The organism is Streptomyces sp. NPDC031064 (assembly GCF_055570965.1).
The window spans coordinates 582,649-607,363 of record NZ_JBVIGF010000006.1; the positions used below are offsets into that span (position 1 = coordinate 582,649).

Sequence of the window (24,715 nt, forward strand, 5' to 3'; positions counted from 1 at the left end):
GGGCCTGCGTCGGCCGTTCACCCCTTGCCGGGGGCGGGGCGGCCGAACTGCTCCTCCAGGACGGAGAGCCGGCGCCAGTACTCGTCCTCGTCGATCTCACCGGCCGCGAAGCGGTGGCCGAGGAGAGCGATCGGTGACTGCTCGTCGGGAGCGCCCCGGTGGTGGCGGCGGCGGTGCCACGGGGCGCGGCGCAGCAGGGTGACGACGGTGAAGATCACCGCCGCCCAGAACAGCGGGAAGAAGAGGATCCAGGGGCCGGGTCCGTCGTGGGCGAGGGTGGTCATCTCGGTCAGCTCCTCGGTGCGATGGGTCGTCTCGTACCTCCGAGACTGACCGGACGGGGCCGCCCCCGTCGTCGTACGGGCAGCGGCACCGCGCGTACGACGACGGGAGTACGCTCTGGCGGTGACGGAGGGGGAAGGTCATGGGCGAGGAGCGCGAGGGTGTCGTCGTCTACTGGCGGCCCGGCTGCCCGTACTGCATGAAGCTGCGCCTCCAACTGCGCTTCACGGGACTTCGGTACACCGAGGTGAACATCTGGAAGGACCGGGAGGCGGCGGCTTTCGTCCGCTCGGTCGCCGACGGCAACGAGACCGTGCCGACCGTGAGCGTGGGCGGAACGGCGTTGGTGAACCCGTCGCTGCGGCGGCTGCTGAAGGCGGTGAGGACGCACGCCCCGCACTTGTTGTGAGCCCGCCCCTCAGCCGCCGCCCGGCGGGGTGGGCTTCGCCGGGCCGGGGCGGCGTTACGCGGCGGGGCGGCCGAGGGCGGCGAGGGGGTCGTCGAGGACCGGTTGCCAGGCGAGTTCGGCGGCGCCGGCGAGGCTGTTGTGGTCCAGGGTGCAGCCGAGGATCGGTACGCCGCCGCTGCGGCCCCACAGGCTGCGGTCGGCGACCACGGCGCGCAGCCGCTCGGGGTCGGCGGCGAGCAGTTCGCGGTGGAGGCCACCGAGGATGATGCGGTCGGGGTTGAGGATGTTGACCAGACCGGCCAGGCCCAGCCCGAGGCGGTCGATGAGCTCCTCGGTGGCGACGCGCACGCCGGGGTCGTCGGCGTGGTCGCGAAGCAGGTCGCGGCACTGCTGGAGCAGGGAGACCTCGGGTCCGGGCTCGCGGCCGACGGCCATGAGGAAGGCCAGCGGGTCGGCCTCGACGTCGAGGCAGCCGCGGCTGCCGCAGTAGCAGGGACGGCCCTCCGGGTTCACGGTGAGGTGGCCGACCTCCAGGGCGAGGCCGGAGCTGCCGGTGTGCAGGCGCCCGTCCAGTACGAGGGCGCCGCCGACGCCGCGGTGCCCGGTGGCGACGCACAGCAGGTGCTGCGCGCCGCGCCCGGCGCCGTGCCGGTGCTCGGCGAGGGCGGCGAGGTTCACGTCATTGCCGGTGAAGGCGGGGCCGTCGATGCCGGCCGCCCGGACCAGGTCGGCGAAGATGTCGCGCACGGGCGCCCCGGCGGGCCAGGCGACGTGGAGCGGGTTGAGGGCGGTGCCCTCCGGTTCGGCGACGGCGGAGGGGACCGCCAGCCCGGCGCCCACGCAGCGGCGCCCGCTCTCGCGCAGCAGGTCGGCGCCCGCCCCGACGACGGCCGCCAGGACCTGGGCCGGGTCCTCGGACACGGTCACGCAGCCGGGCGCGGTGGCCACGATGCGGCCGCCGAGGCCGACGAGGGCGGCGCGGAAGCCGTCGGCGTGGATCTGGGCGGCCAGCGCCACGGGTCCGTTCTCGTCGACGATGAGCCGGTGGGACGGCCGGCCCTGGGAGCCGGCGGCGGCACCGGGGCGGGAGTCGACGCGGATGAGGCCGAGGGCCTCCAGTTCGGCGGCGACGGCTCCGGCGGTGGCACGGGTGACGCCGAGTTCGGCGGTGAGGACGGCGCGGGTGGGGGCGCGTCCGGTGTGCACCAGTTCCAGCGCGGGTCCGAGCGCGCTGCGGCCTCTGTCCAGCCGTGATCGGGTCGTGGTCGCCTTGCCGTTCATGGTGGCGAGTCTCCCATGATCCAGGGGCCCGTCCGGCCGGGCGGTGCTGTTTCGGCCGGTCGTGGACGGGTACTGCGGGCGGCAGGGTCGCCGGAGATCGGTCACCGTCGCCGGAGGCCGGTCACCGGGAGCTCCGGTCACCGGGCGGGAGCCCTGGTCACCGGGGGCCGCGAGAGGTTCCGGGAGGTTCCATGGCACGTCCCGACAGAGAGACGACCGTCCGGGCCCTGCTCGACGAGGAGGGCCGCACCTACGCGGAGCAGGCCGGGATCCACCTCAAGGACACCCCCCAGCCGCTGTACCAGCTCCTGGTGCTGGCCCATCTGCTGAGCGCCCGCATCCGGGCCGACACGGCCGTCGCGGCGGCCCGCGCCCTGTTCGGCGCGGGGATGCGGGACGCGAAGCACATGCGCGACGCCACCTGGCAGCAGCGGGTGGACGCGCTGGGCGAGGGCGGTTACCGGCGTTACGACGAGCGGACCGCGACCCAGCTCGGCAAGGCCGCGGAGCTGGTCCTCGACGCGTACGGCGGCGATCTGCGCCGGCTGCGCGACAAGGCCGGCGGCGATGTGGAGCGGCTTCGCACCCTGCTCCAGGAGGTGCCGGGGATCGGCCCGGCCGGCGCGGACATCTTCCTGCGCGAGGCGCAGGGCGTGTGGCCGGAGGTGGCGCCGTACCTGGACGGCAAGACGCTGGCCGGAGCGAAGCGGCTGGGCCTCCCGGCGGACCCGGAGGCGCTGGCCGGACTGACCGGGAAGGAGGAACTGCCCGCGCTGGCCGCCGCGTTGGTGCGCGCCGCGCTGGACAAGCACGTCGTCGACGAGGTCCGGGAGATCGTCCACGGATAGGGCGTCGGCGAGACGGTCCACGAGACAAAGGGAGGATCCGGATGACCACCCCCGACCGCAGCGAACTCCCGCTGCCCGATTACGACGAGCTGAACGTAGGCACGCTGGAGCACCGCATCCGGTCGCTCGGCGTCCCCGAGCTCGACCAGTTGCTGCACTACGAGCACGAGCACGCCGACCGCGCCATGGTCGTCCAGGTCCTGACGGCCCGGAAGCGGCAACTGGATGCCGGAGCCCCCCTGTCCGGCGGCAACCCGGCCGCCCGCAGGGCCGACGTGGCCGGTCACGGCCAAGGCGGCTCGCCCGTCTCGCCCGCCACGTCGCCGGAGCCCAGCAGCCCACCGCCGCACGGCACTCCGGACCAGCGGGGCAAGCCGAAGGGCAACCGCACGGGCGGCTGAGCCCGCCCGTTCACGCAACGGCCACCGCACGGGCCCCTCGCCCGGTCGCGCGCAACGGCCACCGCACGGGCCGCTCGCCCGGTCGCGCGCAACGGCCACCCGGGGGGCATGGGGCCGCTCGCCCGGTCCCGCAACCTCCGCCCACGCGGGGCGGGCGCACCCGGCCGCGTAACGGCGCCGCCGCGCCAGGCGGGCACGCACGCCCGCGCATACCGAGCGTACGGAGCCCGTGCGCCCCGACGCGCGACGGCGCCCGACTCCCGGCGCGCCCCACGCACGAGGGCGCCCCGTGCCGGAGGCCAGGCGGCCGAGCCGCGTAACGGCGCCGCGCCCGGCCTCAGGGCCGGGCCCCCGCCCGATCGGCGCCGGTGCCGGGCGGTTGATGGGCGCTGGTTCCGACCCCTATCCTGAGTTTGTGCCGCACCTAAACAAACTACGGACGGCCGTTCCGGGGGGCTCCGGCGGAGACACCGCCTCACGCGCCCTGGCCCGCCTCCGCACCGCCCTGACCTTGTTCTTCGCCCTCGACGGTTTCCTGTTCGCCGGCTGGGTGGTCCGCATCCCGGCCATCAAGCAGCAGACCGGAGCCTCCGCCAGCGACCTCGGGCTCGCCCTCCTCGGCGTATCGGCCGGCGCGGTCGTGACCATGACGCTCACCGGCCGCCTGTGCCGGCGCTTCGGCAGCCACCCGGTGACGGTCGCCTCGGCGGTGCTGCTCAGCCTGAGCATCGCGCTTCCCCCGCTGACCCACTCGGCGCTCGCCCTCGGCCTGGTCCTCCTGGTCTTCGGCACCGCGTACGGCGGCATCAATGTGGCCATGAACAGCGCCGCCGTCGACCTCGTGGCCGCGCTGCGCCGCCCCGTGATGCCCAGCTTCCACGCCGCGTTCAGCCTCGGCGGCATGCTCGGCGCCGGGCTCGGCGGCCTGGTCGCGGGTGGCCTCTCCCCCACCACGCACCTCCTCGGCCTCACGGTCGCCGGCCTCGCGCTGACGGCCGCCGCCGGGCCCGTGCTCCTGCGTCACCCCGCCCCCACCCTCCCCGAGACGGTGCCCGCCGACGAGCGCGCGCCGGGCCGGATGGACGGCCGGGCCCGCCGGCTGGTGGCCGTCTTCGGCGTGATCGCCCTGTGCACGGCGTACGGAGAGGGGGCGCTGGCCGACTGGGGGGCGCTCCACCTGGAGCAGGACCTGCACGCCCACCCGGGCGTGGCGGCCGCCGGATACTCGCTGTTCGCGCTCGCCATGACCGCCGGACGCCTCTCGGGGACGGCGATGCTGGAGCGGCTCGGGCAGACCCGCACCCTGGTGGCGGGCGGGGCGACCGCGGCCACCGGGATGCTGCTGGGCGCCCTGGCGCCGACGGTGTGGCTCGCGCTGGCCGGCTTCGCCGTCACGGGGTTGGGCCTGGCGAACATCTTCCCCGTCGCCGTCGCCAGGGCGGGCGCCGTGGCGGGCCCCGCCGGGGTGGCCGCCGCCTCCACGCTGGGGTACGGCGGGATGCTGCTCGGGCCGCCCGCGATCGGGTTCCTCGCCGACTGGTTCTCCCTGCCGGTCGCGCTGACGACCGTCGCGGTGCTGGCCGCGGGCGCGGCCCTGATCGGGTACGCGGCACGCGGCGCGTCGGCGGCGGGGCGGCCCGGATAGCGTGGGCCCGCCGGCCGCCGGGACGGCGGCGCAATGGCACCAGGGGGGACAGTGATCCGGATCCACTTCACGGCCGCCGACTTCGCGGCGGTGCGCCTCGCACCCCGGCCGGCCCCCTTGCAGGAGCTGAACGCGGCGCTGATGAGGATGACCGTCCCCGGCGACGAGTTGCTCTTCGGGCACTGGAGACAGCGGCTGCTCCGGGCCTTGCCGATGGCCGTGCGGCCGCTCGCGGATCTGGTTCCGGCGCGCCAAGCACCCCGTTTCCTCGATGTGTTCAGCGACACGCTGGGGGGCGGCCTGGACACGGTGCGGGCCTCGCACCCGGAGTTGGTGCGCACCGAGATCGAGCGCGTGTACGCGGGGACCGCGATCCGGCCCCCGGCGTGGGTGCGCGACCTGCACCGGGGCGACGCCGAGGCGTGGCAGGTGCTGCGCCGCGCACAGCAGGCGGCGTTCGAGACGGTGCTGCGGCCGGTGTGGCCGCTGGTGCGCGACCTGCACCAGGCGGAGTTCACGCGCCACGCCCTGACCGTCGCCGAACACGGGGTCGGCGCCGCACTTGCGGGCCTGGTCCCGGGCTCCCGGCTGAAGGAGGGCGTCTGGGAGTTCGGGGCGGAGAGCGACCGGGTGATCGAGCTCGGCGGGCGCGGCCTGGTGCTGGTGCCCACCTTCCACTGGAACGGCCACCCCCTGATCGCCGACCTGCCCGGCCGGCCCCTGTTCCTGACGTACGCGGCCGGCTCCGGCGTGCCGCTCTCGCCGACGGGACCGACGGGACCGGCAGGAGCGGCAGGACCGGCAGGACGGACGGACCGGGTCGGTACGGCCGAGGCGCTGGCCGGCGTGCTGGGGCGTACCCGCGTCGACGCCCTGTTCCTCCTCGCGGAGGAGCACACGACCAGTGGGCTGGCCCGGCGGCTGGGCGTCAGCAACGCCACCGCCTCGGCCCACGCGGCCGCGCTGCGGGCAGCGGGACTGATCAGCACCGTCCGTGCGGGACGGGCGGTCCGGCACCGCCGCACCGAGCTGGGAAGTCTGCTGGTACGGGGGCGGGGCGGGCGGGCGGCCGCCCCCTGACAGCATCCGGACACACCGGCCACGGGCGGCGCCGCGCTGGCAGAATCGCGACATGGAGATCACCGAGCACATCAAGTCCCTGGCCGCCGAAGGCCAGTTGCTCGCCGAGGCGGCCGACAAGGCCGGAACCGAGGCGCCGGTGCCGAGCTGTCCCGGCTGGCGGGTACGGGACGTGTTGCGGCACACGGGCATGGTGCACCGATGGGCCACCGCCTTCGTCACGGAGGGACACACCTCGTTCCACCCGGCCGAGGGCGAACCGGACCTGGACGGCGCCGAGTTGCTGGCCTGGTTCCGGGAGGGCCACGGCCGGCTGGTCGCCGCGCTGACCGACGCGCCCGACACCCTGGAGTGCTGGGCGTTCCTGCCCGCGCCCTCGCCGCGCGCGTTCTGGGCGCGGCGCCAGGCGCACGAGACCGCGATCCACCGGGTGGACGCGCAGTTGGCGCTCGGGGCGGGAGCGGCGGAGGTACCGGAGGTGGCGCCCGCGTTCGCCGCCGACGGGATCGACGAGCTGCTGTGCGGCATGCACGCCCGGGAGAAGAGCCGGGTGCGTACGCCGGAGCCGGGCGTCCTGCGCGTACGGGCGACGGACACCGGTGACGTGTGGACCGTACGGCTGTCGGATCAGGCGCCGCGCACGGTGCGGACGGACGAGGGCCCCGTGGACTGCGAGCTGAGCGGACCGGCCGGACGGCTGTACCTGACCCTGTGGAACCGGCTGTCCACCGACACGGTGACCGTCACCGGGGACGAGCGACTGGCGCGGATCTGGCGGGAGACGTCCGCCGTCACCTGGTCGTAGAGCCGGGCGCCGACACCGGCCCCGACTCGGACACCGGCCGCGGCCCCGACACCTGCACCGGCCGCGGCCCGAGCCCCGCCCCTACACCGGCCCCGACGCCTACACCGTCCCCGGCGCCGGCCGCGACCCCGGCCCCGGCCCCGGCCCCGGCCCCGGCTCACCGGCGAGCATCCGGCTCAGCACGGCACGCTGGAAGGGCTGCGCCTCGGCGTGCCGGGCGCGGCCCGCGTCGGTCAGGGCGACCCGCACTCCGCGCCGGTCCTCGCTGCACATGCCCCGGGTCACCAGGCCGTCCTTCTCCAGCCGCGCGACCAGCCGCGACAGGGCGCTCTGGCTGAGGTGCACCCGGGAGGCGAGCTCCTGCACGCGGTACGCGCAGCCGCCGTCCTCCGCCGCGCCCTCCGCGAGGACGTCGAGGACCTCGAAGTCGCTGGCGCCGAGCCCATGCCGGTGCAGCGCGCGGTCGAGTTCACACATCGTGCGGGCGTGCAGGGCGAGCACGTCGCGCCACTGTTCCACGAGCGCGCGCTCGGACTTCGTCACAGCCATGGAGCCACGTTAGCAGGGAAGACACCGATTGTTGCATCGGAATTAAATGCGCTTGCATTCAATGCATGTGCATGTACTGTGCTCCGCATGACCTCTCCGCTCAACGTCCCCTCCCCTGCCGTGCCTTCGGCCACCGAGGACCGCTGGAGCCCCCGCCTTTGGGGCACCCTGCTTGTCCTGTGCGCCGCGATGTTCCTCGACGCGCTCGACGTCTCGATGGTCGGCGTCGCCCTGCCGTCCATCGCCACCGACCTCGGGCTGTCCACCGCGACCCTCCAGTGGATCGTCAGCGGCTACATCCTCGGTTACGGCGGTCTCCTGCTGCTCGGCGGCCGCGCGGCCGACCTCCTCGGCCGCCGCCGGGTCTTCCTGATCGCCCTCGCCGTCTTCGCGCTCGCCTCCCTGCTCGGCGGACTCGTCGACTCCGGGCCGCTGCTGATCGCGAGCCGCTTCATCAAGGGCCTGAGCGCCGCGTTCACCGCCCCCGCCGGCCTCTCGATCATCACCACCACGTTCAAGGAGGGGCCGCAGCGCAACCGGGCCCTGTCGATCTACACCACCTGCGCCGCCACCGGCTTCTCGATGGGCCTGGTGCTGTCCGGGCTGCTCACCGAGCTGAGCTGGCGCTGGACCATGCTGCTGCCCGCGCCCATCGCGCTGCTCGCCCTGGTGGCCGGCCTGAAGCTGATCCCGCACAGCGACCGCGAGGACACCCGGGGCGGCTACGACGTCCCCGGCGCCGTCACCGGCACGGCCGCCATGCTGCTGCTGGTGTTCACCGTGGTCCAGGCGCCCGAGGTGGGCTGGGCCTCCGCCCGTACGCTGCTGTCCTTCCTGGCCACCGCCGCCCTGCTCGCCGCGTTCGTGACCATCGAGCGGCGCAGCGCGAGCCCGCTGCTGCGCCTCGGCGTGCTGCGCTCCGGTTCGCAGTTGCGCGCCCAGCTCGGCGCCGCCGCGTTCTTCGGCTCGTACGTCGCCTTCCAGTTCATCGTCACGCAGTACATGCAGTCCCTGCTCGGCTGGAGCGCCCTCCAGACCGCGCTCGCGTTCCTGCCGGCCGGTGTGCTGGTGGCGCTCTCCTCCACCAGGATCGGTGATGTGGTCGACCGGTTCGGTACCCCCCGGGTGATCGCGACGGGCTTCACGCTCCTCGTCGCCGCGTACGCGATCTTCCTCCAGGTGGATCTCACCCCGCGCTACGCGGCGGTGATCCTCCCCTCCATGCTGCTGCTCGGAGCCGCCTGCGCCCTGACCTTCCCCTCCCTCAACATCCAGGCCACCAACGGCGTGGACGACGAGGAGCAGGGCATGGTGTCCGGGCTGCTCAACACCTCCATCCAGGTGGGCGGCGCCATCTTCCTCGCCGTGGTGACCGCCGTGATCACGGCCGGTGGCCACGAAGGCGGTCCCGCCGCGTCCCCGCAGGCCGTCCTGGACAGCTTCCGCCCGGGTCTCGTCGTGGTGACCGCGATCGCGCTCGCCGGACTGCTGATCACCCTCACCGGGCTGCGGCGCCCCCGGCGTACGCCCCAGCCGTCGGTCGTGGTGGCGAAGTCGGCCGGTGCGACTGCCGAGAAGGGAGAGCCCGTCGGCGTACGGGACTGATCCGTCGACGCGCGCGGTGCGGCCGGTGGGCGATGTCCTTGCCCACCGGCCGCACGCTTGTGACACTCGGCCCATGGGGAATCGAACACAGGCTCAACGGGACGCCATCACCGTCGAGATCGGGTACGCGCTGGTGACCGCGGCGCTGCTGGCGGTGGGGCTGTTCCTGGTGTGCGCCGCGCCCGTGCTCGTACTGGGCCTGGAGGGCGGCGCGGCGCGGGGCGTGCTGGTGGTGGCCGCGACGGCGGGCTGCCTGGGGTTCGTGACACGCGTGGTGCGGGTGCTGTGGCGGTTCGGGGGCGGGTCGAGCGTTCAGCCGAGCCAGCCGGGGCGGACCAGGCCCGACTCGTAGGCCAGCACGACGAGTTGGGCGCGGTCGCGGGCGCCCAGCTTCACCATCGTGCGGCTGACGTGGGTCTTGGCGGTCAGGGGGCTGACGACCAGCCGCCGGGCGATCTCCTCGTTCGACAGGCCGATGCCCACGAGCGCCATCACCTCCCGCTCGCGCTCCGTGAGCCCGTCGAGCCGCGCGTCGTCGGCGGGCCGCTTGGAGCGGGCGGCGAACTCCGCGATCAGCCGGCGCGTCACCCCCGGCGACAGCAGCGCGTCCCCGGCGACCACCGCCCGCACGGCGCGCAGGAGTTCGTCCGGCTCGGTGTCCTTGACCAGGAAGCCGGACGCGCCGGCACGGATCGCCTCGAAGACGTACTCGTCCAGCTCGAACGTCGTCAGCATCACCACCTTCACGCCGTCCAGCCGGTCGTCCTCGGTGATCCGGCGCGTGGCGGCCAGCCCGTCGAGCACCGGCATCCGGATGTCCATCAGCACGACGTCCGGCCGCAGTTCCCGTACGCGCGCGACGGCCTCCTCGCCGTCGGCGGCCTCCGCCACCGTCCCGATGTCCGGCTGCGCGTCCAGCAGCGCCCGGAAACCGGCCCGGACCAGGGCCTGGTCGTCGGCGAGCAGCACACGGATCACGGTGTGTTCTCCTTCGGGCGGAGGGGCAGGGTGGCGTGGACGCGGAAGCCGCCGTCCGGGCGCGGGCCCGCCTCGATCGTGCCACCGAGGGAGGCCGCCCGCTCCCGCATCCCGGCCAGCCCGTTGCCGGTGCCGCCCGCGTCGGTGCCGGTGGCGGGGCCCTCGTCGTCGATACGGAGGTCGAGGCGGCCGGGCGCGTACGCGAGGTGTACGCGGGCGGTGCGCGATCCGGAGTGGCGGACCACGTTGGTCAGGGCCTCCTGCACGATGCGGAACGCGGCGAGGTCGGCACCGGGCGGCAGGTCGGCCTTCGTCCCGTCGGTCGTCACCTCGACGGCCAGTCCGGCGCTCGCCGCCTGCTCGACGAGTTCCGGGAGCCGGTCCAGGCCGGGGGCGGGGGCGCGGGGCGCGTCGGCGCGCTCACCCGGCGTACGGAGGGTGTCGAGCACCTGCCGTACCTCGCCGAGCGCCTCCTTGCTGGCCGCCTTGATGGTGGTGAGCGCGGTGCGCGCCTGCTCGGGGTCGGAGTCGAGCAGGGCGAGGCCCACACCCGCCTGGACGTTGATGACCGAGATCGAGTGGGCGAGCACGTCGTGCAGCTCGCGGGCGATCCGCAGCCGCTCCTCGTCGGCGCGGCGCTTCTCGGCGGCGGCGCGCTCGGCCCGCACGCGCGCCCACTCCTCACGGCGTACGCGGGCGAGTTCGGAGAGCGTGACGACGGCGACGACGGAGGCGGCGATGGGCAGTTCCTGGCCCCAGGGCGCGGGCCCGTCGCCGCCCGGCGGCAGGTACCGGTACAGCCAGTGCGCGACCAGCAGGTGCCCCGCCCACAACAGGCCGAGCGCCCACCAGGCCGCGTACCGGTGTCCGGCGACGATCGCGGCGAAGACGGCGAGGGCGATGGTGAGGAAGACCGGTCCGTACGGGTAACCGGCGCCGAAGTAGACGAGCGCGGTCGCCACAACGCCGTACAGCACGGTGACGGGGTACCGGTGGCGCAGCACGAGCATCGCGGGCCCCGCCAGCAGCAGCGCCCGCGCGAGGGCGTCCAGCGGCTCCCGGTCCGGCTGGCCCCTGGCCGCGAAGCCGGTGCCGACCAGCACGAACACGGCGAGCAGGAGGCTGGACCGCCACGGCACTCCGCCATCGGGCTCACGCCGGGGCCGGTCGCGCGTCCACGGCGGCCCGCCGGTCCGCCCCTCCGGCCACGGCACCCGGCCACCGCCGCACGCACGCGACGCGTGGCGCGTCCGACCCTCGTCCCCGCTCCGGTTCCTGCCTCGCATACCGCCACGCTAGACGCGGCCGCCCGGGCGCGGCGTCAGCCGAGCGGGGTGATCAGCGGTACTCCCCCGGGAGTACGGCGCCGCCGTCCTCGACTGCGGTGTCCGGGGCGAAGGCGCCGTCCGGGGCCAGAGCGCCGTTCGCGGCGAAGGCTCCGTCCGGGGCGAAGGCTCCGTCCGGGGCGAAGGCCAGCGCGGCGAAGCGTTCGCCGATGCGGCGGTGGGTGGCGGCGTCCGGGTGGAGCCGGTCGGGCAGCGGCAGTTCGGCGGCGTCCGGCTCACCGTAGAGGTCACGGCCGTCCATGTAGTGCAGGTGGGGGTCCTGGGCCGCCCGCTGCGCCACTGTCCGGGCCAGCTCGTCGCGGATGACGCCCAGGGTCAGTTTCCCGCTCGCGCGCTCGGCCGGATCGCCCGTGGCGCGGAAGCGCAGTTGCCCGGCGCCGAGGGCGGTGAGGTCCGCGGCACTGGGGCCGGGTGTGTCCTCGTGGATGGGGCACAGGATCGGCGAGACGACGAGCAGGGGTGTGGTGGGGTGGCCGTCGCGGATGGTGTCGAGGAAGCCGTGGAGCGCGGGGGTGAAGGCGCGGAGGCGCATGGCGTCGGTGTTGACCAAGTTGATGCCGATCTTGACGCTGATCAGGTCGGCGGGGGTGTCCCGCATCGTACGGGCGGTGAACGGGTCGAGCAGGGCACTGCCGCCCAGGCCCAGGTTGACCAGTTCCACGCCGCCGAGGGAGGCGGCGAGTGCGGGCCAGGTGGTGGTGGGGCTCGCGGCGTCGGAACCGTGGCTGATCGAACTGCCGTGGTGCAGCCACACCTTGCGGCCCCGGTCCGGTGCGGGCTCGACGGGGGCGTCGGTGCGCAGGGCGATCAGCTCGGTGGTCTCGTCGTGCGGGAGCCAGATCTCGACGTCCTTGACGCGGTCGGGCAGGCCGGTGAAGCGGAGGGTTCCGGACGGGCCGGGCCGGTGGTCGGCGGTCCCGGTGGTCATGTCGATGGTCAGGGTGTTGCCGCCGTCGACGCTCGCCTGTCCGGCCAGGACGCCGTCGACGAGCAGGTCGTATACGCCGTCGGGGCGGGCCGGGGCGCCGACGTAGACGCGTTTGGTGGGCCGTGTCTCCAGCTCGACGCCGGTGGCGCGGGTGCGGAAGACCAGCCGTACGCCGGAGGGCTGGGCCTCGGCCATGGCCAGTTGCCCGTCGGCGCACTGGGCGCGGGCCCAGGCGGGCAGCCGGTGCGGCAGCACGCCGTGCTCGGTTCGCTCCACGTCGAGGGCGCCGCGCAGGAGGTCAGCGGTGACGGGCGTGGTGATCGGATGGTCCGTGGTGGGCATGGTTCGGCCTGTTCCTCGAAGTGGCGGGTGGGTGGGCGCGTTCAAGGGCGGCGCGGGGGCCAGTTGCGCAGCGTGGCGTCGAGAGCGTCCAAGATCCGCTCCCAGCTCTCCTGTGAGCCGGGGGCGCTGTGGCTGAACCCGCCGGACAGCTCCAGGCCGGCGTAGCCGTGGAAGACGCCGCCGAGCAGCCGGACCGCGTGCGTCCGGTCCGGCTCGCCCAGGTCGTAGCCGCGCGGGATCGCCCGCGTCATCTCCGCGTGCCTGCCGCCCGCGCTCGCGGCGGCCGTCTCCGGATCGAGCCTGAGCTGCGCGGCGGCGTGCTCCTCAAGGGCGAGCAGGGCGACCCGGATCTTGAGGGCCCTGGCGAGCGCGGTCCCCGTCACGTGCTCGAAGCCGACCTCATCGGCAAGTTCCGCACCGGCCCCGGCCAGTCGTTCCGGGGTGAGTCCCACGCGCACCATGGCATCGATTATGCGTTTGCCCAAACGCAAACGAGGAGGACTTCAGGCATCTACCTATTCATCGCGGTCGACGGCGAGGTCGACGACCACGTCGTACAGGCCTGGGTTCGGAGTGATCGGCGTCGCAGTGCCCTCCCGGGCCGCTCGGGTGCGCTGCTGGAATTCGGCATCCGCGGTAGCCGCCTCCCACGCCTCCCGGCTCTCCCAGTGGGAGACGTTGACGAGCTGGAACCTGGTCTCCGACGAACGCGCCCGGTGCAGGCGGGAGTCGAGGAAACCGGGTTTGGCGCTCATGAGCGCGGCGCGTCGCTCCCACTGGGCGACGAACGCGTCGACCTGGTCGGCGGCTATGTCGAAGACGTTGATGAACGTCACCGAGGAGGCCGGGGCGTGCACGGGCCGGGTGTCTGTGGTCAAGGCGGACTCCAGGATCGGGAGGTCAGGAAACGTTCGGGGGTCTCAGGGCTCGCCGCGCACCGCTGCGAGCTGGGCAAGGCGAAGGCCACGACGCGACGAGCCGCACGAGCGAGGCGGGCGGGTTTCCGCGTCCGGCGAGGCGGCGGCTTGGGGTCGATGTCATCACACGTCACCTGCGCATTCCTTCGTCGGTGCCAACGAGAAGTGATCATGGCGGCGATACCTGACAGCCTCCGTCATGTATGACGCAAGCGGTGACGTACGACCTCCCGACCGGTATCGGGAGGGGACTCGGGAAGGGCGTCCGGATCTGGGTGGGGTCCGTCCCCGGACGACGCCCGGACCGACGCCCGGGCCGGCACGCGAGCCGACATCCAGGCCGGCATCCGGCCCGGCCTTCGAGCCGGGGCCCCGGCCACCCCCCGGCCCGCCGTCCAAGCCGGCGCCCCACCCCGCGCCGGACCGCCATCGCGCCCCGGCGCCCGGCGTTCCGGACGCCGTCGGGTGAACCGGGGGGCCGTCGGGCGGATCGGAGGCCGTCGGGGTGAACCGGGGCCGTCGGGGTGGGCCGGACGCCGTCGGGGTGAACCGGGGGCCGTTGGGGTCGTCGGTGGGGCCGGGTTACTGCCGGCGGTCGAGGGCGTCCAGGGCGCGGCGGGCGACGGCGGAGTTGCGGACCAGGCCGGCCAGGGTGGTGACGCCGCGGGTGATGTCCGTGAACGCGCGCCAGGCCGGGCGGAAGCCGGTGATCGTCGCGTGGAGCAGGCCCGGGCGCTTCTCGAAGAGGGCGAGCATCCGGCGGCCGACCGCCATCTCGACGCCCAGCCCGGCCTTGATGGCGAACGCGTAGTTCAGCGCCTGGCGCCGCGCGTCCACGGCGTCGTTCGCCTCGGCGATCCGTACCGCCCACTCCCCCGCCAGGCGCCCGGAGCGCAGCGCGAAGGAGATGCCCTCACGGGTCCACGGCTCCAGCAGCCCCGCCGCGTCGCCGCACACCAGCACCCGCCCGCGCGACAGCGGCGAGTCGTCGCTGCGGCACCGCGTCAGGTGCCCGGACGAGATGGCGGGCTCGAAGCCGGCGAGCCCGAGCCGGGCGATGAAGTCCTCCAGGTACCGCTTCGTGGCCGACCCCTCGCCGCGCGCCGAGATCACGCCCACGGTGAGCGTGTCGCCCTTGGGGAACACCCAGCCGTAACTGCCCGGCATCGGCCCCCAGTCGATGAGCACCCGCCCCGCCCAGTCCTCCGCGACCGTCTCCGGAACCGGGATCTCCACCTCCAGGCCGAGGTCGACCTGGTCCAGCTTGACCCCGACGTGCGCCCCTATCCGGCTGGCACTGCCGTCCGCGCCGACGACCGCCCGCGCGAGCACGACCTCCCCGTCGGCCAGCACGACCGCGACCGTACGCCGGTCCGGCACCGCCGTGCCGTGCTGCTCGACGCGCGACACCGTGGCGCCCGTACGCAGCTCGGCGCCCGCCTTCTGCGCCTGCTCGACCAGGCCCGCGTCGAACTCGGGCCGGTTCAGCAGCCCGAACAGCATCCGCTTCGAGCGGCGCGTGCGCGCGAAGCGGCCGTTCAGCGAGAACGTGACGGCGTGCACCCGGTCCCGCAACGGCAGTTCGAAGCCGGGCGGCAGGGCGTCGCGCGACGGGCCGATGATCCCACCGCCGCACGTCTTGTAGCGCGGCAGTTCCGCCTTCTCCAGCAGCAGCACCCGACGGCCCGCGACGGCCGCCGCGTAAGCCGCGGACGCTCCCGCCGGCCCCGCGCCGACCACGACGACATCCCACACCGGCGCGGAGTACTCGTTACCGGCGTCTGCGTTCTCGCTGCTCACGATGTGCTTCTGCTCCTGATCCCGACCCGACCCATGGTCCGTGCTTGTGATCGCATCCTACGGCGCGGGCCGTCCCCGCCCACTGTGGGAGGATCGGACACGCGTTCGCGGTACAACGACACACGCAACGCCAGTCTTAACGTCGCACCCACCAGGAGCGTGCCCATGACCGCCCAGCCGACCCGGCCGGTCCCGCAGATCGCCGAGACCGTCGCCTCCCTGATGCCCCGCGCGAAGGCGGAGCTCACGGAACTGGTGGCGTTCCAGTCGGTGGCGGATCCGGCGCAGTTCCCGCCGAGCGAGTGCCGGGCGGCGGCCGACTGGGTGGCGGACGCGCTGCGGGCGGAGGACTTCCAGGACGTGTCGGTGTTCGACACCCCGGACGGTTCGCAGTCGGTGTACGGCTACCTCCCCGGCCCCGAGGGCGCGCCGACGGTGCTGCTGTACGCGCACTACGACGTGCAGCCGCCGCTGGACCTGGCCGGCTGGGTCACCCCGCCGTTCGAGCTGACCGAGCGGGAGGACGGCCGCTGGTACGGGCGCGGTGCCGCCGACTGCAAGGGCGGCTTCATCATGCACCTGCTCGCGCTGCGCGCCCTCAAGGCGAACGGCGGCATCCCGGTCGGCGTCAAGGTCATCGCCGAGGGCTCGGAGGAGCAGGGCACGGGCGGGCTGGAGCGGTACGCGGAGGCGCACCCGGAGCTGCTGGCGGCGGACGCCATCGTGATCGGTGACGCCGGGAACTTCCGGGCGGGTCTGCCGACCGTCACGGCGACGCTGCGCGGGATGACGATGGTGCGCGTCACGGTGGACACCTTGCAGGGCAACCTGCACTCGGGGCTGTTCGGCGGGGCCGCGCCGGACGCGCTGGCCGCGCTCATCCGCGTCCTCGACTCGCTGCGGGCGGAGGACGGTTCGACGACCGTCGACGGGCTGGACGCCGAGGGCGAGTGGCAGGGCCTCCAGTACCCCGACGAGGACTTCCGCAAGGACGCCAAGGTGCTCGACGGGGTGGGCCTGATCGGTCACGGCTCGGTCGGCGACCGGCTGTGGGCGCGCCCGGCCGTCACCGTCATGGGCATCGACTGCCCGCCGGTCGTCGGCGCCACCCCGTCCGTCCACGCCACCGCGCGCGCCCAGATCAGCCTGCGGGTGCCGCCGGGGCAGGACGCCGCCGAGGCGACGAAGCTGCTGGCCGCCCACCTGGAGGCGCACACCCCGTGGGGCGCGCGGGTGTCGGTGGAGCAGGTCGGGCAGGGCCAGCCGTTCCGGGCGGACGTGACGAGCCCGGCGTACACCTCGATGGCCGAGGCGCTGCGGGTGGCGTACCCGGGCCAGGAGATGCAGATCGCGGGCATGGGCGGGTCGATCCCGCTGTGCAACACGCTGGCGGCACTGTACCCGGACGCGGAGATCCTGCTGATCGGGCTGAGCGAGCCGGAGGCGCAGATCCACGCGGTGAACGAGAGCGTGTCGCCGGACGAGCTGGAGCGCATGTCGGTCGCCGAGGCGGTGTTCCTGCTGAACTACGCCGCGTCCGGGCGCGGTTGAGCCGACGGCGAATCTGCGCACAGCAGAGCCGGGGGCGTTGGGGGGCGGGGCGTGCGTACGTTCGGCGGCATGACCACGAACATGGATGTCATCGAGGTACGGCCCCGCCTGCTCATGCTGCGCTTCCCGGTCGGCCAGGCCTATCTGTGGGCCGACGGGGACGCGGGCGACGGCGGCCTGACACTGATCGACGCGGGCTGGGCGGGCGCGGGTCCGCGGATCGAGGCGGCGATACGGAGCCGGGGCCTGCGCCCCGAGGACCTGCGCCGGATCGTGCTCACCCACGCCCACCGGGACCACGTGGGCGCGGCGGGCGAACTGGCCGCCCGGTTCGGCGCCGAGGTGGTGGCGCACGCCCTGGACGCGCCGGTCGTCCGGGGCGAGGCGCCGGTCCCCGACCCGGTCCTGCTGGACTGGGAGGTGCCCCTGTACGAGCACGGGCTGACGGTGCCGGTGGCGCCGCCGACCCGGGTGGACCGTGAGGTCGCGGACGGGGACGAGCTGGGGTTCGGCGACGGGGCGCGGGTGGTGCACACGCCGGGCCACACGGACGGCTCGATGGCGGTGCACCTGCCGCGCCACGGCGTGCTGTTCACGGGTGACACGGTGGCGTCGGTGGGGCAGGTGGCCCTGGGCGTGTTCCACGTGGACCGTGAGCGGACCAGGGCGTCGATGCGGCGGCTCGCCGCGCTGGCGCCGGACACGGTGTGCTTCGGGCACGGGGACCCGCTGACGGACGGTGCGGCGGCCGTGCTGAGGGCGGCGGCGGACCGGGACGCCGCCGTCGGCGCCGTACAGCCGTAGGAGCCCCGTCAGGACCGCTGTTCGGTCACGCGGCGATGCCGCCGACGGGGACGCCGGCCTCCAGGTTGAGCACGGTGCCGCGTTCACGGGCGCGCAGCGCCCAGCGGAGCCGCTCGTAGCGGACGGGGGGGAGCATCCCCGACGCCTCGCCCTCGGTGACGAACCGCCAGCCGCGCAGCTCGGCGCCCGGCAGCAGGACGCTCCGGGCCTGGGCGGCGGTGAGCCGGCCACCGTCGAAGAGCAGCCGGAGCCCGCCGTAACCGGGCGGCCGCGGCGGCTCCCAGTCGACGAGCAGCAGCCTGGGTACGGCGTCCAGTTCGAGCCCTATCTCCTCGGCGACCTCCCGCATGCCGGCGCGGGCGGGGGGCTCGCCGCGCTCGACGACCCCGCCGGGGAACTCCCAGCCCGGCTTGTAGGTGGGATCGACGAGGAGCACGCGGTCCTGCTCGTCGAAGAGCAGGACGCCGGCGGCGAGGGTCTCGCCGGTCGGCTCCGGCGTCTGCACGATCCCGCACGAGCCGGCCGCCCCGCCGCGTATCGCGTCGGCGATGGTCCGCGCGGTCTCGGCCGGGGTGAGGCGGCTGTTGTCGACGGCGTAGGCGTCGGTGGCGAGCCAGCCGCCGAGCGCCGCCCGGTAGGGCTCGATGTGGTCGTACGCCCACTGCCGGACGCGCTCGCTGCCCTCCGGGTCGTCCTCGAATTCCTCACGAGCGGCGATACGTCCACGCAGTATCGTTTCGTCCGGTGTCAGCAGCACATGGTGCACGGCGATGCGGCGGGCGGCGAGCCCCCCGAAGATCTCATCGCGGTACTCCTGGCGCAGCAGGGTCATCGGCACCACCAGTACGCCGCCGACCTCGGCGAGCATCGCCGCGGCGGCGTCCACGACCATGCGCCGCCACATCGGCAGGTCCTGGTAGTCGGTCACTTCGGCGAGCCGCTTCTGCGGCAGCAGGTGGCGCAGCGCCCCGCCGATGATCTCGGGGTCGTAGATGGTGCTGTTCGGGATCAGATCGACCAGTTCGCGCGCGGCGCTGGTCTTGCCCGCACTGAACGCACCGTTGATCCAGACGATCACGGTTCCCCCTCCTCCGTAGCCCCCAGTGGCTTGCCCGCAACACCCTGCCACGGAAACCCGCCCGGGCACGCGGGTGTCCGACGCGCACACAACTGTGGCCGGGCTGTTGCGCTTCCGTCGCGCCCGGCGGGGCACGAGAAACGTCTCACTGTACGAAGAGATGCCTGCTGAGCCGTGACACTCCGGCGTGGAGTGTCGTTGGAGCAGGTGATGGACAGGGGGTACGCGATGACACGCACGGTGCTGGAGAGGTTCCCCGCGGGTGGCCCGCACGGCTCGTGGCCGGCCGAGGAGTTCGCCCAGGCCCGCCGGGCCGAGGGCCTCGCGGCGGAGGTGGTCATGGACCTCACCACGGACACGTTCCTGGTCATCGTCCCCCAACCCCGCCCGTCCACCACCCCGTCCTGACCACCCCGTCCTGACCGCCCAGGGCGCGCCCGTGCCGGCGCCCCGGTCGGGCCGGGGCGGTGAGTCGCCGTCGTCCGGGGGCCGGAGGGCCGGGGCGGTCGGCGCCCCACGTGCGACAAACCCCCGCCAGGCGCCCGTGGGCGTCAGGCGGTGGAGGTGACCGGGGCCGGGCCGCGGGTGGCGGGGGCGGCTGCGGCGGCGGCGCCGAGGAGGCCGGCGTCCGTGCCGGTGAGGGCCGGGGCGACGGTGAGGCGCCGGACGAAGGAGAGCGTGGCGTAGTCGCGCAGGGACCGCCGCAGCGGGGCGAACAGGACGTCGCCCGCGCCCGCGACCCCGCCGCCGATCACCGCGATGTCGATCTCGACCAGCGTCGCCGTGGCGGCTATCCCGGCCGCCAGCGCCTGGGCGGCGCGCTCGAAGGACGCGGTGGCGACCGGGTCCCCGGCGCGGGCCGACGCCGCCACCGCGGCGGCCGTGGTGTCGCCGTCGGGCCCGGGGCGCCAGCCGTGCTCCAGGGCGCGACGGGCGATGTTCGGGCCGCTGGCGATGCGCTCGACGCAGCCGCGCGCCCCGCACGGGCACGGGTCGCCGTCCAGGTCGACGCTGATGTGCCCGATGTGGCCTGCGTTGCCGGTGGGGCCGGTGTGCAGGCGGCCGCCCAGCACCAGGCCGCCGCCGACACCGGTGGACACGACCATGCACAGCGCGTTGTCGTGGCCCCGCGCGGCGCCCAGCCAGTGCTCGGCCGCCGTCATCGCCACGCCGTCGCCGACCAGTTCCACCGGCAGGCCGCCGGTCGCGCGGCGTACGCGCTCGACGAGGGGGTAGCCGCGCCAGCCGGGCACGTTGACGGGACTGACCGTGCCGGCCGAGGCGTCCACGGGGCCCGCGCTGCCGATGCCCACGGCGCCGACGGCCGCCCACAGCGGTGACGCCGCGAGCTCGGCGAGGACCGCTTCGACGGCGCCCATCACCGTCTCGCCGTCCTCCCGCGCCGGCGTCGGCCGCTGCACCCGCAGCAGAATGCCGCCCCCGCCGTCCACCAGCGCACCGGCGATCTTGGTGCCGCCGATGTCGAGCGCGGCGACGAGGTCGGAATGCATCGGCGTCGGATCCCCCGGGAGAGCGTCAAGGCCCACGAGCGGCTGGCGGGCCTCTGGTTTCACGGCCACGTTCAAGAGCGGTTCAAGAACGCTTCACCTCAGTCTCCCCCGTCATGACAACGTTGTCCAGGGCCTATGCTCGACGCCACAGCCTTGCACACGCTCCCGCCCGCCGGACGACGAACGACAGGACAGCGCACCGTGGCCGAGACCGCCCGCCGCCCCGCCCACCGCTACGGCACCCGGCCGACCATGAAGGACGTGGCCGCCCGGGCGGGCGTCGGGCTGAAGACCGTCTCCCGCGTGGTCAACGGCGAGGCGGGCGTCACGGCCGACACCGAACGCCGCGTGCAGGAGGCCATCGAGGCGCTCGGCTTCCGTCGCAACGACAGCGCGCGGGTGCTGCGCAAGGGCCGTACCGCCTCCATCGGCCTGGTCCTGGAGGACCTCGCCGACCCGTTCTACGGTCCCCTCAGCCGCGCCGTCGAGGAGGTCGCACGGGCGCACGGCGCCCTGCTGATCAACGGCTCCAGCGCCGAGGACCCGGACCGGGAGCAGGAACTGGCACTCGCCCTGTGCGCGCGCCGCGTCGACGGGCTGATCGTGATCCCGGCCGGCACCGACCACCGCTACCTGGAGCCGGAGATCAGGGCGGGCATCGCGACGGTGTTCGTGGACCGCCCGGCCGGGCGGATCGACGCGGACGTCGTGCTGTCCGACAGCTTCGGCGGCGCCCGCGCGGGCGTCGCGCACCTGATCGCGCACGGGCACCGGCGGATCGGTTTCATCGGCGACCAGCCGCGCATCCACACCGCCGTGGAGCGGCTGCGGGGCTACCGCGCGGCGATGGAGGACGCGGGGCTGGCGGTGGACGACGCCTGGGTGTCGCTGGGTTCGACGGAACCGGAGCGGGTACGGCAGGCGACGGCCGCGATGCTCACCGGCCCGGAACCGGTGACGGCCGTCTTCGCGGGCAACAACCGGGTGACCGTGACCGTCGTCCGCGAACTGGCCGGGCGCGAGCGACCGGTGGCGTTCGTCGGCTTCGACGACATCGAACTCGCCGACCTGCTGGGCATCACCGTCATCGCGCAGGACGCCGCCGCGCTGGGGCGCACGGCGGCGGAGCGGCTGTTCCGGCGGCTGGACGGCTTCGACGACGCCCCGGCCCGGACCGTTCTGGAGACGGTGCTGATCCCGCGCGGCTCGGGCGAGATCCCGCCGTCCTCCTGACGGGCGGCGTCAGCAGACGGGGAGTCCGGGCACCGGCTGGTCGTTGTCGCCGCCCTGGATGTAGACGTCGCTGACGTACACGCCGGTGTTGCCGCTGTCGTCGTCCGTCCTGGCCCACCAGACGTTGGTCCACTCGCCGTGGGTCTCGCGGCGGCCGAGGTTCGCCTGGCAGTAGAAGTAGTTGGTGCCCGCGTTGAGGATGCCCGCCTCGGTGCCGTCGGCCCGGTAGGACTTCGCGGTGCGCCACACCTGGCAGTTGTACTTGCCGCCGCCGATGGAGTGGCAGACCGGCGCCGGTGCCGGGTCCCCACCACCGCCGGTGGTCGTCGTGGAGCCGCCGCCCGTGCCCGAGCCGCCGCCCGTGGAGCCGGTGCCGGTGCCGGTGCCGGACCCGGAGCCCGAGCCCGCCGTCCCCGACCCGCCGCCCGTGGAGCCGCCGTCCGTGCCACCGCCGGTGGCCGTCCCGGGGGCGGAGGCGCGGGGCTTGTCCGCCGCCGGGGAGGACTTCGCGGCCGTCGGCTCGGAGGGGGACGGCTTGGCGCCGGCCGGCGTACCGCCGGACGCGGAGGGGGTGGCCCCGGGGTCGAGCGGGCGGCCCGCCTCCGGGCTCCCGTCGGCTTTGGCCTGCCCGCCCGCCAGTTCCTGGCTCGTCGCCCTCTTCTCGCCGTCCATGAAGGTGTACGTCACGCCTCCCCCGGCCAGCACAACGGCCACCGTCGCCGCCGCCACGAGCCCCTTGGCGCGGCCCTTGCGCCTCTCCGGCTTCGCCGGAGCCACCGGCGCCGCAGGAGCCGCCGGAGCGGCCGGAGCGGCCGGAGGCACGGGCTCGTGGGGCAGGGCGGGCGCCGGGCCGAAGCCCGGTGGCTGGTGCGGGAGCACGGCGCGCTCGGTCGGTACGTATGCCGGGGTCCCGCCGGCCGGCCCGGGGTCACGCCCCTCCGCGACCGCGGCCAGCAGCCTCGCCGCGCTCGCCGCGTCCGGTCGCCGCGCCGGGTCCTTGTCCATGAGCTGCCGCAGTACGGGACCGAGGACGCCCGCCCGCCGCGGTTCGGGCAGCGGCTCGGAGACGATCGCGGTGAGCGTCGACCAGGTCGACGTACGCCGGAAGGGCGAGGCGCCCTCGACCGCCGCGTACAGGGTGGCGCCGAGCGCCCAGACGTCGGAGGCCGGGCCGGGGTCCTGTCCCTGCGCCCGCTCCGGGGCCAGGAAGTCGAGTGAGCCGACGATCTCGCCGCTGCGGGTGAGGTGGGTGGTGGAGCCGTCGCCGGGGTCCTCCATGGCGGCGATGCCGAAGTCTGTGAGGACGACACGTCCTCCTCGGTCCAGGAGGACGTTGCCCGGCTTGACGTCCCGGTGGAGCACTCCGACCGCGTGCGCGGCGTCGAGCGCCTCCAGCACCCTGGCGCCGATCGCGGCGGCCTCGCGCGGGTCCATGACGCCGCGCTCGGCCAGGACGTCGTCGAGGGAGGGGCCGTCGATGAGCTCCATGACGATGACCGGGCGGCCCTGGTGGTCGGCGACGTCGTGCACCGAGATGACCCCGGGGTGGCGCACGCGCGCGGCCGCCCGCGCCTCGCGCTGCATCCGCAGCCGCAGGTCGGCCAGTTCGTGCCCGGAGGAGTCCGTGTACGTACGGAGCTCCTTCAGGGCCACCTCGCGGCCCAGCACCTCGTCGACGGCGCGCCAGACGACGCCCATGCCGCCGCGCCCGAGCTGCCGGACCACCCGGTAGCGCCCGGCGATCAGTTCGTTCTCCCCCGAAGACACCGCTGCCCCGTTCCCTGTGTCGTGTTCCCGTCCGAACGCGTACAGAGTACGGGGCAGCAGTGACAGCCTCGGCGCCTACTGGGCCGTGGCAGTCAGGTCACCGCGCCGCGGAGCGGCGAAGCCGTCCAGATCGGCGCGGGTGAGTCCGGTGAGGCGGGCGACCTCGTCGGTGTCGAGGGCGCCGCAGTCGATGCCGCGCAGCAGGTAGGAGCTGAGGGCCTTGGCGGTGGCCGGCTCGTCCATGACGTCGCCGCCGGCGTGGTTGGCGTACGCGGCCAGGCGGGCGGCGGCCTGCTGGAAGCCCTCGCGGTAGAAGGCGAAGACGGCGGCGTACCGGGTCGGCAGGTGGCCCGGGTGCATGTCCCAGCCCTGGTAGTAGGCGCGGGCCAGGGCGCGGCGGGTGAGGCCGTAGTGCAGGCGCCAGGCGTCGTGGACCTTCTCGGTGGGGCCGACCGGGAGGACGTTGGTGGAGCCGTCGGAGACGCGTACGCCGGTGCCCGCGGCGGCGACCTGCATGATCGCCTTGGCGTGGTCGGCGGCCGGGTGGTCGCTCGCCTGGTAGGCGGCCGAGACGCCGAGGCAGGCGCTGTAGTCGAAGGTGCCGTAGTGCAGTCCGGTGGCGCGGCCCTCGGCGGCGTCGATCATGCGGGCGACCGTGGCGGTGCCGTCGGCGGCGAGGATGGCCTGGCTGGTCTCGATCTGGATCTCGAAGCCGAGGCGGCCGGCGTCGAGGCCGTGGGCCTTCTCGAAGGCCTCCAGCAGCCGTACGAAGGCGCCGACCTGCTCGGCGTAGGTGACCTTGGGGAGGGTGAGGACGAGGCCCTCGGGCAGGCCGCCGTGCTCCATGAGGCCGGTGAGGAAGACGTCGGTGGTGCGGATGCCCCGGTCGCGTACGGCGGCCTCCATGCACTTCATGCGGATGCCCATGTAGGGGGCGGCCGTGCCCCGCTCGTACGCCTCCGAGATCAGGCGGGCGGCACGGGCGGCGTCGGTGTCCTCGTCCTTGCCCCCGTAGCCGTCCTCGAAGTCGACGCGGAGGTCCTCGATGGGCTCGCGCTCCAGCTTGGCCCGCACGCGCGCGTGGACGTCGTCGGCGAGCTCGTCCGAGAGGCCGAGGACGGCGGCGAGGGAGGCGGCGTCGGGGGCGTGCTCGTCGAGCATGGCGAGGGCCTGGTCGCCCCAGGAACGGATGGTTCCGGCCTCGAAGACCTCGCCGGGCACGTACACGGTGTGGATCGGCTGGCGGGTGCCGGGGTCGCCCGGGTAGCGGCGCGCCAGCTCCTCGTCGACCGAGACGAGGGAGGCGCTGATGTCCTCGCTGACCGCGCCGGCGAGGCTCGTTGCCGCCTTGTCCTGCTGACCCATTCCCACACCCTCCAGGTTTCCACTACACGGAATCAACAATCCGTATGGTGAAGTTAATGGGTGGCCATGACATGCGTCAATGGTCACCCCAACGGCGCGGGGGGGGGGGGGGGGGGGGGGGGGGGGGGGGGGGGGGGGGGGGGGGGGGGGGGGGGGGGGGGGGGGGGGGGGGGGGGGGGGGGGGGGGGGG

At 74.6% G+C, this 24,715-nt stretch carries 25 protein-coding genes; 12 read left to right on the plus strand and 13 right to left on the minus strand.

Going from position 1 to position 24,715, the window contains the following annotated elements:
• Nucleotides 1–17: 17 nt before the first annotated feature.
• Nucleotides 18–284 (minus strand): SHOCT domain-containing protein, encoded by a 267-nt coding sequence (locus tag ACZ46W_RS24200; protein WP_366126728.1) that lies wholly within the window; start codon nt 282–284, stop codon nt 18–20.
• Nucleotides 285–424: 140 nt separating this feature from the next.
• On the opposite strand from ACZ46W_RS24200, the gene ACZ46W_RS24205 reads away from it, so the two are divergent.
• On the plus strand, nt 425–691 hold the full coding sequence (locus ACZ46W_RS24205) for a mycoredoxin (protein ID WP_468341054.1): 267 nt from the start codon (nt 425–427) through the stop codon (nt 689–691).
• A 54-nt stretch (nt 692–745) separates the two neighbouring features.
• Here the strand turns inward: ACZ46W_RS24205 and ACZ46W_RS24210 are convergent, their stop codons facing one another.
• A complete protein-coding gene (locus ACZ46W_RS24210) occupies nt 746–1,972 on the minus strand; it encodes an ROK family protein (RefSeq protein ID WP_468341056.1) in 1,227 nt (408 codons plus the stop codon).
• Nucleotides 1,973–2,163: 191 nt separating this feature from the next.
• Between ACZ46W_RS24210 and ACZ46W_RS24215 the strand changes: the two genes are divergently transcribed.
• From ACZ46W_RS24215 to ACZ46W_RS24235, 5 genes are all read left to right on the plus strand, one after another.
• Nucleotides 2,164–2,820 (plus strand): HhH-GDP family DNA glycosylase, encoded by a 657-nt coding sequence (locus tag ACZ46W_RS24215; RefSeq protein WP_468341059.1) that lies wholly within the window; start codon nt 2,164–2,166, stop codon nt 2,818–2,820.
• A 41-nt stretch (nt 2,821–2,861) separates the two neighbouring features.
• Nucleotides 2,862–3,221, plus strand: a complete 360-nt coding sequence (locus ACZ46W_RS24220; RefSeq protein ID WP_468341061.1) for a DUF8129 domain-containing protein — start codon at nt 2,862–2,864, stop codon at nt 3,219–3,221.
• A 415-nt stretch (nt 3,222–3,636) separates the two neighbouring features.
• On the plus strand, nt 3,637–4,866 hold the full coding sequence (locus ACZ46W_RS24225) for an MFS transporter (RefSeq protein ID WP_468341062.1): 1,230 nt from the start codon (nt 3,637–3,639) through the stop codon (nt 4,864–4,866).
• A 51-nt stretch (nt 4,867–4,917) separates the two neighbouring features.
• Nucleotides 4,918–5,946: an ArsR family transcriptional regulator gene (locus tag ACZ46W_RS24230; RefSeq protein WP_468341065.1), complete on the plus strand. Its 1,029-nt coding sequence runs from the start codon at nt 4,918–4,920 to the stop codon at nt 5,944–5,946.
• A 52-nt stretch (nt 5,947–5,998) separates the two neighbouring features.
• Nucleotides 5,999–6,751, plus strand: coding sequence for a maleylpyruvate isomerase family mycothiol-dependent enzyme (locus ACZ46W_RS24235; protein WP_468341068.1), 753 nt, complete (start codon nt 5,999–6,001; stop codon nt 6,749–6,751).
• 99 nt (nt 6,752–6,850) lie between these two features.
• On the opposite strand, the gene ACZ46W_RS24240 is transcribed toward ACZ46W_RS24235, so the two are convergent.
• The gene (locus tag ACZ46W_RS24240) at nt 6,851–7,300 is read right to left on the minus strand and encodes a MarR family winged helix-turn-helix transcriptional regulator (RefSeq protein ID WP_468341071.1); all 450 of its coding nucleotides are present in this window, start codon (nt 7,298–7,300) and stop codon (nt 6,851–6,853) included.
• An 87-nt stretch (nt 7,301–7,387) separates the two neighbouring features.
• Between ACZ46W_RS24240 and ACZ46W_RS24245 the strand changes: the two genes are divergently transcribed.
• Together ACZ46W_RS24245 and ACZ46W_RS24250 are read left to right on the plus strand one after the other, a co-directional pair.
• Nucleotides 7,388–8,905, plus strand: coding sequence for an MFS transporter (locus ACZ46W_RS24245; RefSeq protein WP_468341073.1), 1,518 nt, complete (start codon nt 7,388–7,390; stop codon nt 8,903–8,905).
• Between the two features lie 73 nt (nt 8,906–8,978).
• Entirely contained in the window at nt 8,979–9,257 is a 279-nt protein-coding gene (locus ACZ46W_RS24250) for a DUF6332 family protein (protein WP_468341076.1), read from the plus strand.
• Here the strand turns inward: ACZ46W_RS24250 and ACZ46W_RS24255 are convergent.
• The 6 genes from ACZ46W_RS24255 to ACZ46W_RS24280 form a co-directional block, all read right to left on the minus strand.
• The gene (locus ACZ46W_RS24255) at nt 9,218–9,883 is read right to left on the minus strand and encodes a response regulator (RefSeq protein WP_468341079.1); all 666 of its coding nucleotides are present in this window, start codon (nt 9,881–9,883) and stop codon (nt 9,218–9,220) included. The two genes, ACZ46W_RS24250 and ACZ46W_RS24255, sit on opposite strands and share 40 nt — an antisense overlap.
• The gene (locus ACZ46W_RS24260; protein WP_468341082.1) at nt 9,880–11,169 is read right to left on the minus strand and encodes a sensor histidine kinase; all 1,290 of its coding nucleotides are present in this window, start codon (nt 11,167–11,169) and stop codon (nt 9,880–9,882) included. Before ACZ46W_RS24260 ends, ACZ46W_RS24255 begins: the two co-directional genes overlap by 4 nt.
• A gap of 52 nt (nt 11,170–11,221) precedes the next feature.
• Complete coding sequence (locus ACZ46W_RS24265) at nt 11,222–12,499, minus strand: GDSL-type esterase/lipase family protein (RefSeq protein ID WP_468341085.1); 1,278 nt, start codon at nt 12,497–12,499, stop codon at nt 11,222–11,224.
• Nucleotides 12,500–12,540: 41 nt separating this feature from the next.
• A complete protein-coding gene (locus ACZ46W_RS24270) occupies nt 12,541–12,960 on the minus strand; it encodes a TetR-like C-terminal domain-containing protein (protein WP_468341088.1) in 420 nt (139 codons plus the stop codon).
• A 54-nt stretch (nt 12,961–13,014) separates the two neighbouring features.
• The gene (locus ACZ46W_RS24275) at nt 13,015–13,377 is read right to left on the minus strand and encodes an antibiotic biosynthesis monooxygenase family protein (protein WP_468341091.1); all 363 of its coding nucleotides are present in this window, start codon (nt 13,375–13,377) and stop codon (nt 13,015–13,017) included.
• Nucleotides 13,378–13,998: 621 nt separating this feature from the next.
• Nucleotides 13,999–15,216 carry a geranylgeranyl reductase family protein gene (locus ACZ46W_RS24280; protein ID WP_366126711.1) on the minus strand — a complete coding sequence of 406 codons (1,218 nt, stop codon included), beginning with the start codon at nt 15,214–15,216 and terminating at the stop codon, nt 13,999–14,001.
• Between the two features lie 165 nt (nt 15,217–15,381).
• Between ACZ46W_RS24280 and ACZ46W_RS24285 the strand changes: the two genes are divergently transcribed.
• The gene (locus ACZ46W_RS24285) at nt 15,382–16,767 is read left to right on the plus strand and encodes a M20/M25/M40 family metallo-hydrolase (protein WP_468341095.1); all 1,386 of its coding nucleotides are present in this window, start codon (nt 15,382–15,384) and stop codon (nt 16,765–16,767) included.
• Nucleotides 16,768–16,848: 81 nt separating this feature from the next.
• Entirely contained in the window at nt 16,849–17,571 is a 723-nt protein-coding gene (locus tag ACZ46W_RS24290) for an MBL fold metallo-hydrolase (RefSeq protein WP_468341176.1), read from the plus strand.
• A gap of 25 nt (nt 17,572–17,596) precedes the next feature.
• Here the strand turns inward: ACZ46W_RS24290 and ACZ46W_RS24295 are convergent, their stop codons facing one another.
• Nucleotides 17,597–18,649 carry an NUDIX hydrolase gene (locus tag ACZ46W_RS24295; protein ID WP_468341098.1) on the minus strand — a complete coding sequence of 351 codons (1,053 nt, stop codon included), beginning with the start codon at nt 18,647–18,649 and terminating at the stop codon, nt 17,597–17,599.
• 228 nt (nt 18,650–18,877) lie between these two features.
• Between ACZ46W_RS24295 and ACZ46W_RS24300 the strand changes: the two genes are divergently transcribed.
• Nucleotides 18,878–19,057 (plus strand): hypothetical protein, encoded by a 180-nt coding sequence (locus tag ACZ46W_RS24300; RefSeq protein ID WP_468341101.1) that lies wholly within the window; start codon nt 18,878–18,880, stop codon nt 19,055–19,057.
• 143 nt (nt 19,058–19,200) lie between these two features.
• Here ACZ46W_RS24300 and ACZ46W_RS24305 read toward each other — a convergent pair whose 3' ends face one another.
• Nucleotides 19,201–20,160: an ROK family protein gene (locus ACZ46W_RS24305; RefSeq protein ID WP_468341104.1), complete on the minus strand. Its 960-nt coding sequence runs from the start codon at nt 20,158–20,160 to the stop codon at nt 19,201–19,203.
• A gap of 201 nt (nt 20,161–20,361) precedes the next feature.
• On the opposite strand from ACZ46W_RS24305, the gene ACZ46W_RS24310 reads away from it, so the two are divergent.
• Nucleotides 20,362–21,393, plus strand: a complete 1,032-nt coding sequence (locus ACZ46W_RS24310) for a LacI family DNA-binding transcriptional regulator (RefSeq protein ID WP_468341106.1) — start codon at nt 20,362–20,364, stop codon at nt 21,391–21,393.
• A 9-nt stretch (nt 21,394–21,402) separates the two neighbouring features.
• Here ACZ46W_RS24310 and ACZ46W_RS24315 read toward each other — a convergent pair whose 3' ends face one another.
• Entirely contained in the window at nt 21,403–23,160 is a 1,758-nt protein-coding gene (locus ACZ46W_RS24315) for a serine/threonine-protein kinase (protein WP_468341108.1), read from the minus strand.
• Nucleotides 23,161–23,235: 75 nt separating this feature from the next.
• A complete protein-coding gene (locus ACZ46W_RS24320) occupies nt 23,236–24,525 on the minus strand; it encodes a DUF6986 family protein (RefSeq protein ID WP_468341111.1) in 1,290 nt (429 codons plus the stop codon).
• Nucleotides 24,526–24,715: the final 190 nt, after the last annotated feature.

What these genes read in the sequence shown, in the direction of transcription:
- ACZ46W_RS24220 (WP_468341061.1), top strand. Translation starts at nt 2,862, where the DNA reads ATGACCACCCCCGACCGCAGCGAACTCCCGCTGCCCGATTACGACGAG.
- ACZ46W_RS24305 (WP_468341104.1), bottom strand. Translation starts at nt 20,160, where the DNA reads ATGCATTCCGACCTCGTCGCCGCGCTCGACATCGGCGGCACCAAGATC.
- ACZ46W_RS24300 (WP_468341101.1), top strand. Translation starts at nt 18,878, where the DNA reads ATGACACGCACGGTGCTGGAGAGGTTCCCCGCGGGTGGCCCGCACGGC.
- ACZ46W_RS24260 (WP_468341082.1), bottom strand. Translation starts at nt 11,169, where the DNA reads ATGCGAGGCAGGAACCGGAGCGGGGACGAGGGTCGGACGCGCCACGCG.
- ACZ46W_RS24285 (WP_468341095.1), top strand. Translation starts at nt 15,382, where the DNA reads ATGACCGCCCAGCCGACCCGGCCGGTCCCGCAGATCGCCGAGACCGTC.
- ACZ46W_RS24215 (WP_468341059.1), top strand. Translation starts at nt 2,164, where the DNA reads ATGGCACGTCCCGACAGAGAGACGACCGTCCGGGCCCTGCTCGACGAG.
- ACZ46W_RS24245 (WP_468341073.1), top strand. Translation starts at nt 7,388, where the DNA reads ATGACCTCTCCGCTCAACGTCCCCTCCCCTGCCGTGCCTTCGGCCACC.
- ACZ46W_RS24320 (WP_468341111.1), bottom strand. Translation starts at nt 24,525, where the DNA reads ATGGGTCAGCAGGACAAGGCGGCAACGAGCCTCGCCGGCGCGGTCAGC.
- ACZ46W_RS24290 (WP_468341176.1), top strand. Translation starts at nt 16,849, where the DNA reads ATGGATGTCATCGAGGTACGGCCCCGCCTGCTCATGCTGCGCTTCCCG.
- ACZ46W_RS24200 (WP_366126728.1), bottom strand. Translation starts at nt 284, where the DNA reads ATGACCACCCTCGCCCACGACGGACCCGGCCCCTGGATCCTCTTCTTC.
- ACZ46W_RS24265 (WP_468341085.1), bottom strand. Translation starts at nt 12,499, where the DNA reads ATGCCCACCACGGACCATCCGATCACCACGCCCGTCACCGCTGACCTC.
- ACZ46W_RS24235 (WP_468341068.1), top strand. Translation starts at nt 5,999, where the DNA reads ATGGAGATCACCGAGCACATCAAGTCCCTGGCCGCCGAAGGCCAGTTG.
- ACZ46W_RS24210 (WP_468341056.1), bottom strand. Translation starts at nt 1,972, where the DNA reads ATGAACGGCAAGGCGACCACGACCCGATCACGGCTGGACAGAGGCCGC.
- ACZ46W_RS24205 (WP_468341054.1), top strand. Translation starts at nt 425, where the DNA reads ATGGGCGAGGAGCGCGAGGGTGTCGTCGTCTACTGGCGGCCCGGCTGC.
- ACZ46W_RS24270 (WP_468341088.1), bottom strand. Translation starts at nt 12,960, where the DNA reads ATGGTGCGCGTGGGACTCACCCCGGAACGACTGGCCGGGGCCGGTGCG.
- ACZ46W_RS24240 (WP_468341071.1), bottom strand. Translation starts at nt 7,300, where the DNA reads ATGGCTGTGACGAAGTCCGAGCGCGCGCTCGTGGAACAGTGGCGCGAC.
- ACZ46W_RS24250 (WP_468341076.1), top strand. Translation starts at nt 8,979, where the DNA reads ATGGGGAATCGAACACAGGCTCAACGGGACGCCATCACCGTCGAGATC.